The sequence below is a fragment of the Actinomadura sp. KC345 genome (genome assembly GCF_004348515.1).
GTDB lineage: Bacteria > Actinomycetota > Actinomycetes > Streptosporangiales > Streptosporangiaceae > Spirillospora.
Genome location: NZ_SMKH01000248.1, coordinates 1 through 12,201, shown reverse-complemented (window position 1 = coordinate 12,201; position 12,201 = coordinate 1). Strand labels below are relative to the sequence as shown.

The following is a 12,201-nucleotide window of genomic DNA, read 5'->3' as shown; positions in this document are numbered from 1 at the left end:
CCTCCCCACCACCGCACGCCACCACCCCCGCCGTACGCCTGGTGACACCGTCAGACGGCGGCCGTTCGCAGTGCGGCGGGAAGGATGGGTCCTTCCCGCCGCCGGTTGTCAGCGGCGCCGGAGGCGTCGCAGGTTCGTCAGCGGCGCCGGGCGGCGCCGCCGTGGTCGTGAGGCCGCTCGGCGATCAGGGAGATCGCGAAGGCGGCCCCGGCGGTCAGCATGACGGCGGCCCACTCGGCGGGAGTGGTCCCCTGGCCATGGCCCAGCAGTCCCGTCGCGGCACCTATCTGCGCCACCATGGCGTGGACCGGCGAGGACAGTGATTGGATCGCTCCAATGTCACGCTCGGGCGAACGGCGGATCGCCGCGTTCAGGAGCAGGACCGGCAGGAACAGCGTGAACAGTCCCGCCAGCCCGGCGAGGAGGAACAGGTCCCAGGTCATCCAGCCGCCGCCTGGCAGCGCGGAGACCAGTCCGAACAGGACCGGCACCGCCAGCGAATTGGCGACCGTGGCTCCCTGGTCGACGAGCCCGTACGCCTTCATCCGCCCGAGGACGGTGACGACGTTCCAGGCCCCCGCGGCGCAGGCCGCGGCGCAGGCCAGTCCGAGGAGATCGGCCTGGCCGTGCCACGGCTGGTTGAACATGAGGACCCCCGCCAGCACGAGCGCGCGCCCGCCCAGGTGCTTGAGTCCCCATGAGGTTCGCCGGTGGCGCCAGATCTCGGCGAAGCCCACCGACAGCATGCCGATCACCACGACAGCGGCGGCACCGCCGAGCGTCAGACGCTGGGCGGCGTAGATGTACGCGATCGCGACGATCGCGTTCCCGGCGGCCAGGCGGGCGATCAGCATCCACATGCCGCGGTCGTACCGCCTGAACGGAGATCGGCCGGTGAGGAGCGTCACCGCGACGAGCGCGGCGGCACCCGCAAGCTGCATGGGAGCCGCCGCCGCGAGGGCGGGGACACCGGTGACGAACGCGTAGCCGACCGCCACCGCCGTGAGGCCGGCGACGACCAGCGCGGCCCCGGCCAGCCTGCGATGCCATTCGGGAATGGGAGACACGGGTCTCACCCCTTTGGTTTGTGAGGAGGCCGAGCGCTCCGTGAGCGCCCGGCGGCCGGTTCTGTGAACCGGCTGCCAAGGACCGTGCCGACCCGGGGCGGTTTGTCTAGTTAATTGGTCGCTTAAATATGGATTTGCGCCGCTCCCACTGGTCTACCACCAAGCACCGTTGCGCGGATCGAGAGGGAGAGGCCCTCCGGCCTGGACGGGCCGAACGTGAGCCCTGCGGCAAGTCCGCCCGCTCGATGACGGAGAAGGCACGGACCTCACTCGCCAGGGCCACCTGGCCCTAACGGTGCTCTTACGTGCGGGGCACTACGGTGCGGGTTCCATGCGGATGGAGGGTGTGGCTTTTCGTTATCCCCGGAGGGACTCCTGGGTGCTCAGGGACGTCACGTTGTCCCTCCCGCCGGGCGGCGTCACCGAGGTGACCGGACGTAACGGCGCCGGGAAGTCCACCCTGCTCCGCGTGATCGCCGGCCTGCACAGGCCGCGCGGGGGCGTCGTCAAGGACAGGCCCGGCCGGGTCGGGTACGCACCCGAACGCTTCCCGGTGGACCAGCCGTTCACCGTCCGCGCCTACCTCCGCCACATGGCCGCGATCCGCCGCGTCCCCACGGACACCGTGGGGACGTGGGTCCAGCGGCTCGGATGTGATCACCTCCTCGATGTGCGGCTTCCCGAGCTCTCGAAGGGCTCCGCGCAGAAGGTCGGCCTCACGCAAGCCCTGATGGCCGCCCCGGGCCTCCTCGTCCTGGACGAGCCGTTCGCGGGCCTGGACGCCACGACACGCGACACGCTGCCCGCAGTGATCTCCGAACTCGCGTCCGCAGGCACGATCGTGGTCGTCAGCGACCACCAGCGCTGCACCGAGTCCCTCCCCGGTATCGACCGGCTCCACGTCGAGGATGGAACCGTGTCGTGCCTCCCCTCCGGGGGAGTCCCATGGACTGTGCTGGAGGTCGAGGTCCCCGAGGACGAGGCCGATACGGTGGCGACCAAGCTGCGCGCGGACGGCTACCGGGTACGGCGGCCCGAGCGGTGATCGCGCTCGTCCGCTTCCAGATCGCGGGCTATGTCCGCTCGCTGCGCGTACTGGCCCCCTTGATCGTCATCGCGCTGGTCGTCGTGCTGGTCCTCGTCCAGGGGCCGAGCGGGCCGGACGCCGCCGGTCTCGCCGTCGGAACGCTCGCAGACGTCGCGGCGTTCATGTTCCCCCTGTGGGCCTGGGCGGCCCGTGCCCTCCTCGATGCACAGCCGGACGAACAGCGCCTGCTGACGGCCACCGCGGCACGCCGCCCTTCCATGCCCGCGTGGGCGGGGCTGCTCGCGGCCTACGGTGTGAATCTATGCCTGGGCCTCGTCGCATTGGCGGCTCCCCTCATCCAGGCGATCCAGTCGGGTTCGCCAGGCCGCGCGATCCTGGCGGGCTGCGCGCTCAACCTCCTCGCCGCCGTCCCGGCCACACTCGTCGGAGCGTGGACGAGCCGGGCCCTCATCCCCTCCCCCGGCATCTCCCTGCTGGCGCTTCTGAGCGCCGTCACGGTTCTGGTGCTCCTCGGCATCGGACGGTTCGCCTGGCTCTCCGTCCCGATGATCGAGTGGCTCCGCGCAGCGCATGCCGGCCCCAGCGCGTTCCTCTCCGGCTTCCCCTCCCTGGCCCTCCACCTGGCGCTCTGGTCCGCGGTCGTCGGTACCGCCTACATGGCGGCCGTCCGCCACCGCTCCTAACCCGCCACCCCCTGCCGCGAGGGTGGGTCCTCAGGTGGCTTGGAGTGTCAGCCATGTTTCCTCCAGGGGTTCGCTCGGGCGGGTGCAGAAGTAGATGCGGCCGGGGTCGCCCCAGTACCAGCCGAGGCGGTGGTCGGAGTCGAGTTGGAGCAGGAGGCGCCACTCCTCCACGGCGCGCTGTTCTTCCAGCGAGAGTGGAGGGAGATCGAGCGATTCGAGGGGGCGGCCCGTCGTGGCGTACAGGCAGTCGGGGCCGATCGGGCGTTGGACGAGGGACGGCCAGCCGCCCAGTTGGTGTGCGGGCATGTCGCCAAGCCAGGCGTGCTGCGACCAGGCGGCGTGCAGTTGTTCGTAGACGGGCAGGAAGCCGCCGCAGGCCCCCTCCAGGCGGCGCGCGGCGGGCTCCTGGGGTGAGGGCAGGGAGAGGAAGGGCGCCGCGTGCAGGCGCGTCTGCGGGTAGGTCGAGGCGCCGGCCGGCGGGGCTGCGCGCTCGAGGTCGCCGGTGAAGACGCGCCAGCCCTCCCGTTGCGCGGCCGCGTCACCCCAGGGGCGCGGGGTCTCGCTGGCGTAGTAGAACGCGGCCTTGCCCGCCGACGGGAGACCGGGGACCTCGCCGAAGCACGCGAAGCCGGAGAAGTCGATCGCGCCGAGGAAGTCGAGGGGGCGGCCGTTCCACCGCGGCCAGGGCTCGCCGGGCGGCAGCATCGGAGGGCCGCCGAGGTGGACGGGCACCTCGCCCACGGTGCCGAGCCTCAGCGAGGGCCGGGCCAGGGCCAGCACGGCCGCGGTGGTCTCGGGGGGCAGGAAGACGGCGAAGAGGGAGCGGAGCCGTTCGAACTGTGCCGCGAAGTGATCCATGCACGTAGCGTCACCCGCCGCGAAGCCGGCCCGCAGCGTGCGGCGAAACTTGTGGATAACTTCGTCAGCGGCGTTCGAGGGCGCCTGCGAGCTGCAGCAGGAAGCGGTCGACCTCCTGCTCGTCGTAGCCGGGCCCGAGCCGGACGACGCGGAAGCCGCTTTCCCGCACGTCGCGGGCCGTCACCGGCGGGGCGGTGCCGCGCAGCCCGGCGACCACGCGGCCCAGGAACGCGTCCACGTCCCGGACGTCGTAGCCCGAACGCAGGCGCGCGTCCGAGAAGCGCGTGTTCTGGATCCAGTTGATCAGCCAGCCGGGTTCCGCGCGTGAACGGCCAGGACGCTCGCTGATCGGCACCGCCGCCTCCAGTTCCCTGATGCACTCCCGCACCAGGTCGTCGACGGCGCGGGAGTCGTAGCCGCGCAGGACGACGTCGAAGCGGGCCTCGCGCACCTCGTCCGCGGACATCGCCGGCCCGCCGTTCAGCGCCTGCGAGATCCGGTTCAGCAGCGTGTCCACCTGATTCCTGTCATAGCCGCGCCAGACCACCGGCAGCCGCGCACCTGTCCTCACCGGCACCGTGCTCCTCAGCTTGCGCCCCGCGGCCGCGGGGCGCCAGGACGCCGTCCGCGGCGCGCTCAGTCCTTCGTCGACGCGGCCAGCTGGCCGCAGGCCCCGTCGATCTCCCTGCCCCGGGTGTCGCGCACCGTGACCGGGACCCCGTGGGCCTCCAGGCGCCGGACGAACTCCCGTTCGTCCTCGGGCCGGGACGCGGTCCACTTGGACCCCGGCGTCGGGTTCAACGGGATCAGATTGACGTGTACGAGATTCCCGCGCAAGAGCCTGCCCAGAAGATCCGCCCGCCACGCCTGGTCGTTGACGTCCTTGATGAGCGCGTACTCGATCGACACGCGCCGCCCGCTGCGTCCGGCATAGGCCCAGGCGGCGTCCAGGACTTCGGCGACCTTCCAGCGGTTGTTGACCGGCACGAGCTCGTCGCGGAGCTCGTCGTCGGGCGCGTGCAGGGACACCGCCAGCCGGACGGACATCTCCTCGGCGGCGAGGTTCTCGATCGCGGGGACGAGCCCGACCGTGGAGACCGTCACCGAGCGCTGGGAGATGCCAAGGCCGGCGGGGGCGGGGTCGGTGATACGGCGTACCGCGCCGATCACGGCCTTGTAGTTGGCGAGTGGCTCGCCCATGCCCATGAAGACGATGTTGGATACACGTCCGGGACCACCTGGGACACGCCCACGGGCCAGTGCGCGCGCGCCGGCGGCGACCTGCTCGACTATCTCGGCGGTGGAAAGGTTGCGGGTCAGCCCCGCCTGGCCCGTCGCGCAGAAGGGGCAGTTCATGCCGCAGCCGGCCTGCGATGAGACGCACATCGTGGCGCGGTCCGGGTAGCGCATCAGCACCGACTCGAACAGCACGCCGTCGAAGGCCTTCCAGACGGTCTTGAGCGTCGTGCCGCCGTCGCAGTCCATCTCCCGCACCGGGGTCAGCAGCGACGGCAGCAGCTCGGCCACGAGACGCTCGCGGACGGCCGCGGGCAGATCGGTCATCGTCGCCGGATCGTCGGCCAGGCGGGCGAAGTAGTGCCGCGACAGCTGGTCGGCGCGGAAGGGCTTCTCCCCCAGCTCGGCGACCGCCTCGCGGCGTTCCGCGGAGGTGAGGTCGGCGAGATGCCTCGGCGGCTTGCCGCGCCTCGGGGCGGCGAAGACCAGCTTCGCCGGGGTCTTCTCGGACGCGGCGCCGTCGGTGGCGGGCGGGGTGGTAGACATGGTCCTACCAGTGTCGCAAACACCGGCCGGTGCATCGTCCGTCCGCGGACACGGACGTCTGCCCGTACCACGACATTCCTGCACATGACCTTGTGTGCGACTAAGGTCTCGATCATGTCGGTATTGCGCAGGGGGACCGCCTCGTCCCGGGGGACGACGGCCACGGTCGTCCACGCCGCGGCCAGCCCGTACGGCAGTCGGCGGCTCACCATCGAGACCGACGGTGAGGTCACCGCGGCCTACCTGAAGGACGCGCGGGACTCGGTGGTCGGGGCGGCCTGGGTCGGGAACCATCGCAAGGCTCCGGCGGAGCTCGACCGGTCCCGGCTGGAGGCGGGCCGTGCTCCGATCCTGCCCGAGTCCCATGTCCGCCATCCGGATGGACGCGAGGCGCTGGACACCGAGGGCCTGGAGGTGGTCTGGTTCGAGGAGGGCGATGGTGTGGCCGTCCTGGAGGCGGGCGACCCGCTGTTGGTGATTCCGGGCTGGTCGGACATGGGACGCGGCATCCCCGGATACGCCCGTGACGCGACGCGTCAGAGCCCCTTCGCCTTCCCCCTGGACGAGGAGATCGAGGACTTCGGGCCGCGGATCGACCGGGCGCGCGAGCACTGGAAGATGTGCCGCGCCGACGGCTCCTGGGCCGAGTTCCAGCAGTCGGTGCTGGGCCATCTGCTCCAACGCCTCGGACCTGGTGGCCACTACTGGCACGATGTCGGCCGCCAGCTAGGGAGCGGCCGCACGGGCGTGGCCCCGACTGTAGGAGTGTCCGAACGCCCCGCACGGGGCGGCCGCGATTTCACCGTCCTCAGCACCGTGGGAATGTGCCGCCAGCGGATGCCCACCGTCGAACTGTACGAGGACGACGTCTCCCCCTACGGACGGATCGAACTGGCCGTCGCGAGCACTCTGCCCAGCCAGCGGGCCGGCAGCATCTTCCCGTGGTTGGCGCAGTACCCATGGCGATCGGTGACGTGGTTCGCCCCCGGCGACGTCGTCAAGTGGTACCACGAGTCCCGCACGTTCCCGCTCGGCGGCGACGACGCGAAGTGGGAGGGCGTGCTCCTGCTGGAGGATCCGAGCCGCCTGGCCGGTCCCCAGAGCCCCGCGCTGACCGGACTGACGCTCAGCGGCGACCCCGTCCGGTGGCTGTGGCTCGTGCCCGTCACCGGCGAGGAGCACCGCTACGCCAAGACCGAGGGATCGGACGCGCTCATCCGGCGTCTCTCCCGGCAGGGCCGTTCCTGGGTCGTCTCCTGAGGGACGGCCGCCTTCGCGGGCTCGCAACGGCCGCAGCCGCTCATACGGGCACCCTCCTGGCGGGCGGGTGCCCGTCCCGGTTCGGGGGTCCGTCCTAGCTCGGGACGAACAGTTCCAGGAGGAGCCAGACGACGGGGGCGGTCGCGACAAGGGAGTCGAGTCGGTCCATCACCCCGCCGTGGCCGGGAAGGAGCGTTCCCATGTCCTTGATCCCGAGGTCCCGCTTGATCATCGACTCGACCAGGTCGCCCGCGGTCGCGGTGACCACGGCGGCGATGCCGACCAGCACGCCGTGCCAGATCTGGCCGCCGTCGAGCAGCCACCACACGAGCCAGCCGCCGACCAGCATGCACATCAGGGTCGAACCGGCGAGGCCCTCCCATGTCTTCTTGGGGCTGATCGTGGGCGCCAGCCTGTGCCTGCCGAGGAACGCCCCCGCGAAGTAGCCGCCGGTGTCGCTGGCGACCGTGACGGCGACGAAGACGATCGTGCGGTGGTCGCCGTCGTCGGGGCGCATGAGGAGCGCGACGATCCCGCCCATCAGGACCAGGTAGCCGGTCACGAGCGAACCGGCGGCGACGTCGCGGACGTATCCGTCGGCGCCGTCCAGCATCCGCGTCATCAGGACCGCGAGCAGCGTGAGCGACACGGCCGCGACCGCGGCGGTGGGCCCCCACACATAGGCCACGACCGGTGTGCCGACCATGCCGGTCGCGACCGCGATGAACGGGACGACGATGTCGCGGCTCTTGAGCGACTCGGTCAGCTCGCGCATCCCGAGGAAGAGGAACACGACCATCACGGCAAGGAAGATCTCCTTGACCGTGTAGAGAGAGACCAGGGTCAACGCGCCGAGCGCGGCACCGACGGCGACGGCCAGCGGGAGGTTGCGCCCGGCCTTGCTCTGGCGTTTGCCGTCGGACGCTTCAGCGGACGCGCCCGCAGGATCTGCATCGTCCGGCAACGCGTCACCGGCAAGGGTCGCTCCCTCAGGAGGTGAGGGTGCGTGCGCGCCGGTGGAAGGGGCGGGGGCAGGGCCAGAGGATGGAGCTTCCTCGGGGGAGGTGCCCGGTGCCTGCCCGGACACGCCGACCTCCGGCTCGTCCGGGGAACCCTTGGGCTCCCCGGCGTCATCGGTTTTCATCAAACTTCGAGGAGTTCGGCCTTCTTGTGCTCGAGAAGCTCGTCGATCTGCGCCACGTAGCGGTGCGTGACGTCGTCGAGTTCCTTCTCCGCACGGTGGACCTCGTCCTCACCGGCCTCGCCGTCCTTGGCGAGCTTGTCGAGCGTGTCCTTGGCCCGCCGCCGGATGTTGCGGATCGAGATCTTGCTGTCCTCGGCCTTGGTGCCCGCGACCTTGATGAACTCCCTGCGGCGCTCCTCCGACAGCTCGGGGAAGACCACCCGGATGACATTGCCGTCGTTGCTGGGGTTCACGCCCAGGTCGCTGTCACGGATCGCCCTCTCCACGGCCTGCATCGACGACTTGTCGAAGACCTGGACGATGACCATCCGGGGCTCCGGCAGAGTGAACGAGGCGAGCTGGTTGATCGGCGTCGGCGTCCCGTAGTACTCGGCGGTGATCTTGTTGAACATCGCCGGGGTGACCCGGCCGGTGCGGATGGCCTGGAAGTCCTCCTTGGCGACCGCGACCGCCTTCTCCATCTTCTCCTCGGCTTCGAGGAGGGTCTCGTCGATCACTGTGACTCCAAGTCATCTCGTCGGCCCTGGTCCTACGGTTCCACACTGCGCTCCGTACCGCGCGCAATGCGGTTCCGGGCTGCGTTCAGCCCTCCGCCGGGCTGACCAGCGTGCCGATCTTCTCACCCCGGACGGCCCGGACGATGTTGCCTTGTCCCATCAGGTCGAAGACCACGATGGGGAGAGCGTTGTCCATGCAGAGGCTGATGGCCGTGGCGTCCATGACCTTCAGACCCCGCTGTAGAACTTCACCGTAATCCAAACGATCGAACTTGACCGCGTCTGGATTCTTTCGCGGATCGGCATCGTAGACACCGTCCACCTGAGTGCCCTTCAGGACGGCCTCAGCACCGATCTCCAGGGCGCGCTGGGCGGCGGTGGTGTCGGTGGAGAAGAACGGCTGCCCGAGGCCCGCCCCGAAGATGACGACACGGCCCTTCTCCAGGTGCCGGATGGCGCGCCGCGGAATGTACGGCTCGGCCACCTGGCTCATGGTGATGGCCGTCTGCACGCGGGTGTCGAGGCCGAGCTTCTCCAGGAAGTCCTGGAGGGCCAGGCAGTTGATGACGGTGCCGATCATCCCCATGTAGTCGGCGCGGCCGCGGTCCATGCCGCGCTCGGCCATGACGGCGCCGCGGAACATGTTGCCTCCGCCGCAGACGACCGCCACCTGGACGCCGTCCCGTACGGCCTCGGCGATGGCCTCCGCCACATGCTGGACGATCTCGGGGTCGATGCCGAGGGGGTCGCGTCCGGCGAAGGCCTCGCCCGAGAGCTTCAGCAGCACCCGTTTCCAGCCGGCGCGGGGCGCGTGCTGGTGGGAGGCGCGTCCGGCGCTCTCCCGCCGATCGGACCCACCACCGGACGCGTCGCCGCCGGACGGGGCCCGGCCGGACCCGTTCCGGCCGGGCGCGTCCCGATCGGACGACGACGAGGCCGCCGTCGCGCTAGTGGTCGTCTTGTCCGGCACGTCGGCGGCCTCCTCGTTGCTTCGCTTCATCTGCCGGGCACCCGTGGTCCGCCGGGTCCCCGTCTCCAGAGTGCCCTTACGCCTGCCCGACCTTGAACCGGGCAAAGCGGACAACCTTCACGCCCGCCTCGTCGAGGACCTTCGCGATCGTCTTCTTGTTGTCCTTGACGAACTCCTGCTCGAGCAGCACGAAGTCGCGGAAGTACGCGTTCACGCGCCCCTCGACGATCTTCGGGATCGCCTGCTCGGGCTTGCCCTCGTCGCGGGTGCGCTGCTCGGCGATCCCCCGCTCCTTCTCGATCGCCTCGGCGGGGATCTCGTCGCGGGTGAGGTACGTGGGGGCCATCGCCGCGACCTGCTGGGCGACGTCCTTGGCGACCGCGGGGTTCTCGGCGTCCAGCTCGACCAGGACGCCGGTCGTCGGCGGCAGGGACGGGTCGGACTTGTGCAGGTAGCTGGCCACGTAGGTGCCCTGGAAGTGGGCGAAGCGGCGCAGCTCCAGCTTCTCGCCGATCGTGGCGCTGTGCTCCTCGATCAGGGCCTGGACGGTCTTGCCGGGCTCGATCTCGGTGGTCAGCAGGGCCGCGGCGTCGGCGGCGCCACTGCCGGCGGCGAACTCGACCAGGCGGTTCGCCAGCTCGATGAACTGCTCGTTCTTCGCGACGAAGTCGGTCTCGCAGTTGAGTTCGAGGAGCGCGCCGTCGCCGGAGTTCGCAAAGTACTCGGCGACCAGCCCGTTGGCGGCGGTGCGCTCGGCGCGCTTGCCGACGTCCTTGGCGCCCTTGAGGCGCAGCAGCTCCGTGGCCTTCTCGAAGTCGCCGTCCGCCTCGGTGAGGGCGTTCTTCACGGCCATCATGCCGGAGCCGGTCAGGTCGCGCAGCCGCTTGACGTCTGCGGCGGTGAAGTTAGCCATCGCTCTCTTCGCTTCTCTCGTCGTTGGTCGTGGGACCCGCGACGGCCCGGCGGCACCAGGGCGGAGCCGCCGGGCCGCGGGATCAAGCCTGCTCGGCCTCGGCGGGCTTCGGGGCCTCCTGCGCCTCCGGGGCGTCCGCCTCGGGGGTCGCGGCGGGCTGCTCGGCCGCGGCCTCCGCCGGAGCTTCTGCCGCAGCCTCCGCCGGAGCTTCCGCCGGGACCTCCGGCGCAGCTTCCGCCGGGGCCTCCGCCGGAGTCGCGGCGGCGTCCTCGGCCGGCTTGTTCTCCAGCAGTGCGCGCTCCCACTCGGCCAGCGGCTCGCTGGAGGCAGCGCCCTGGGCCGGCTTCTCGTCCCCGCCGGACGCGGCGCCCGCACGGGCGATGAGGCCGTCGGCGACGGAGTCGGCGACGACCCGGGTCAGCAGGCTGACGCTGCGGATCGCGTCGTCGTTGCCCGGGACCGGGTAGTCGACCTCGTCGGGGTCGCAGTTCGTGTCGAGGATCGCCACGACCGGGATGCCGAGCTTCTTGGCCTCGTTGACCGCGATGTGCTCCTTCTTGGTGTCCACGATCCAGATGGCGCTCGGAACCTTCGCCATGTCGCGGATACCGCCGAGGGTGCGCTCCAGCTTGTCCTTCTCACGGCGCAGCCCGAGAAGCTCCTTCTTGGTCATGCCGGAGCCCGCCACGTCGTCGTAGTCGATCTCCTCGAGCTCCTTGAGCCGGGTGAGCCGCTTGTGGACGGTGGAGAAGTTGGTGAGCATGCCGCCCAGCCAGCGCTGGTTCACGTAGGGCATGCCGACGCGGGTGGCCTGCTCGGCGATGGACTCCTGGGCCTGCTTCTTGGTGCCGACGAACAGGATCGTCCCGCCGTGGGCGACCGTGGCCTTGACGAACTCGAACGCGCGGTCGATGTAGGACAGCGACTGCTGCAGGTCGATGATGTAGATGCCGTTGCGCTCGGTGAGGATGAAGCGCTTCATCTTCGGGTTCCACCGGCGGGTCTGGTGGCCGAAGTGTACGCCGCTCTCAAGGAGCTGCCTCATGGTGACGACGGGTGCCATGCCCGTGTTCTCCTTCTCTGGCCCTGCCGGGCCGCATTTGGTTGTCTGCCTACGCCCGGGTGCCGTCCCACCGTCGCCCTTGCGACGGACCTAGGGACTGCGCCCCACCAATGTCTGCGGTGGCATGCGGACGCGTGAAATCAGCCGCCGGGAAACCCCTGGCGGCTGTGACCCGTTCCCGGGTCTGTGACCTCTCCGCTCACCGGGAGCGGCTTCTCGTCGTTCCGCCCTGGGACGGACCGGTGACGGCCTGGCCCTGGCCGGTGCCCTCTCAGGCACTCCTACAGATTATCAGGGCGGGAACGCGTGCGGGTATCTACGCCGGCGACGGTTATCCACAGTTCGCGGGACGGCTGCCGACCCGGGGGCGGGAGCGGCAGGCTTCCGTTCATGACGCTCCTGACACTGCTCCTCACCTGCGTGATCGCGACCGGGACGCCGGGCCTGGACGCCTGGCGGTGGCCCTTAGGACCGCCCGCCCCGCGCGTCGTCGGGGCCTTCTCGCCGCCCGCCTCCCCGTGGGGCCCGGGCCACCGCGGCGTGGACCTGTCGGCACGCCCGGGGCAGCCCGTCCACGCCGCCGGCGCGGGCCGCGTCTCCTACGCCGACCGGCTGGCCGGACGCGGCGTCGTCGCGATCGACCACGGCGTCCTACGCACCACGTACCTGCCCGTCCGCCCCAGCGTGCGCGTGGGCGGCCGTGTCTCTTCCGGCGCCAGGATCGGCGTTCTGGAGGACGGGACGCCCCACTGCCCGGATACCTGCCTGCACTGGGGCCTGCGCCGCGGCGCCCTCTACCTGAACCCGCTCAGCCTCGTCCAACGCCAGGTCCGACTGCTCCCCCTCTGGCGTCAAC

At 70.8% G+C, this 12,201-nt stretch carries 13 protein-coding genes; 4 read left to right on the top strand and 9 right to left on the bottom strand.

All coding sequences use genetic code 11. From position 1 onward, the window contains the following. Positions 1–137 precede the first annotated feature (137 nt). Positions 138–1,067 (bottom strand): hypothetical protein, encoded by a 930-nt coding sequence (locus E1281_RS30325; protein WP_131883147.1) that lies wholly within the window; start codon positions 1,065–1,067, stop codon positions 138–140. A 379-nt stretch (positions 1,068–1,446) separates the two neighbouring features. Here E1281_RS30325 and E1281_RS30320 point away from each other — a divergent pair, with 379 nt between their 5' ends. After that, positions 1,447–2,112: an ATP-binding cassette domain-containing protein gene (locus tag E1281_RS30320; RefSeq protein WP_243717585.1), complete on the top strand. Its 666-nt coding sequence runs from the start codon at positions 1,447–1,449 to the stop codon at positions 2,110–2,112. After that, positions 2,109–2,798 carry a hypothetical protein gene (locus E1281_RS30315; protein WP_131883145.1) on the top strand — a complete coding sequence of 230 codons (690 nt, stop codon included), beginning with the start codon at positions 2,109–2,111 and terminating at the stop codon, positions 2,796–2,798. The genes E1281_RS30320 and E1281_RS30315 overlap by 4 nt, the downstream gene beginning before the upstream one ends. A gap of 30 nt (positions 2,799–2,828) precedes the next feature. Here the strand turns inward: E1281_RS30315 and E1281_RS30310 are convergent, their stop codons facing one another. The 3 genes from E1281_RS30310 to rlmN all read right to left on the bottom strand — a co-directional run bounded on the left by E1281_RS30310 (position 2,829) and on the right by rlmN (position 5,438). Then, positions 2,829–3,656 carry a YwqG family protein gene (locus E1281_RS30310; protein ID WP_131883144.1) on the bottom strand — a complete coding sequence of 276 codons (828 nt, stop codon included), beginning with the start codon at positions 3,654–3,656 and terminating at the stop codon, positions 2,829–2,831. A gap of 64 nt (positions 3,657–3,720) precedes the next feature. After that, positions 3,721–4,233, bottom strand: a complete 513-nt coding sequence (locus tag E1281_RS30305) for a DivIVA domain-containing protein (protein ID WP_131883143.1) — start codon at positions 4,231–4,233, stop codon at positions 3,721–3,723. 59 nt (positions 4,234–4,292) lie between these two features. Beyond that, a complete protein-coding gene (gene rlmN / locus E1281_RS30300; protein ID WP_131883142.1) occupies positions 4,293–5,438 on the bottom strand; it encodes a 23S rRNA (adenine(2503)-C(2))-methyltransferase RlmN in 1,146 nt (381 codons plus the stop codon). Positions 5,439–5,552: 114 nt separating this feature from the next. Here rlmN and E1281_RS30295 point away from each other — a divergent pair, with 114 nt between their 5' ends. Further along, positions 5,553–6,698 (top strand): suppressor of fused domain protein, encoded by a 1,146-nt coding sequence (locus E1281_RS30295; protein ID WP_131883141.1) that lies wholly within the window; start codon positions 5,553–5,555, stop codon positions 6,696–6,698. Positions 6,699–6,792: 94 nt separating this feature from the next. Here the strand turns inward: E1281_RS30295 and E1281_RS30290 are convergent, their stop codons facing one another. The 5 genes from E1281_RS30290 to rpsB all read right to left on the bottom strand — a co-directional run bounded on the left by E1281_RS30290 (position 6,793) and on the right by rpsB (position 11,345). Beyond that, positions 6,793–7,662, bottom strand: coding sequence for a phosphatidate cytidylyltransferase (locus tag E1281_RS30290; RefSeq protein ID WP_243717582.1), 870 nt, complete (start codon positions 7,660–7,662; stop codon positions 6,793–6,795). 179 nt (positions 7,663–7,841) lie between these two features. Next, the gene (gene frr, locus E1281_RS30285) at positions 7,842–8,399 is read right to left on the bottom strand and encodes a ribosome recycling factor (protein ID WP_131883139.1); all 558 of its coding nucleotides are present in this window, start codon (positions 8,397–8,399) and stop codon (positions 7,842–7,844) included. 85 nt (positions 8,400–8,484) lie between these two features. Beyond that, positions 8,485–9,399, bottom strand: coding sequence for a UMP kinase (pyrH, locus tag E1281_RS30280; protein ID WP_347813321.1), 915 nt, complete (start codon positions 9,397–9,399; stop codon positions 8,485–8,487). A 46-nt stretch (positions 9,400–9,445) separates the two neighbouring features. Next, positions 9,446–10,282 (bottom strand): translation elongation factor Ts, encoded by an 837-nt coding sequence (gene tsf, locus E1281_RS30275; protein WP_131883138.1) that lies wholly within the window; start codon positions 10,280–10,282, stop codon positions 9,446–9,448. An 82-nt stretch (positions 10,283–10,364) separates the two neighbouring features. Beyond that, entirely contained in the window at positions 10,365–11,345 is a 981-nt protein-coding gene (rpsB, locus tag E1281_RS30270; protein ID WP_131883137.1) for a 30S ribosomal protein S2, read from the bottom strand. Between the two features lie 390 nt (positions 11,346–11,735). On the opposite strand from rpsB, the gene E1281_RS30265 reads away from it, so the two are divergent. Continuing rightward, positions 11,736–12,201: M23 family metallopeptidase (locus tag E1281_RS30265; protein WP_131883136.1), on the top strand; the 466-nt coding region annotated here is incomplete at its 3' end.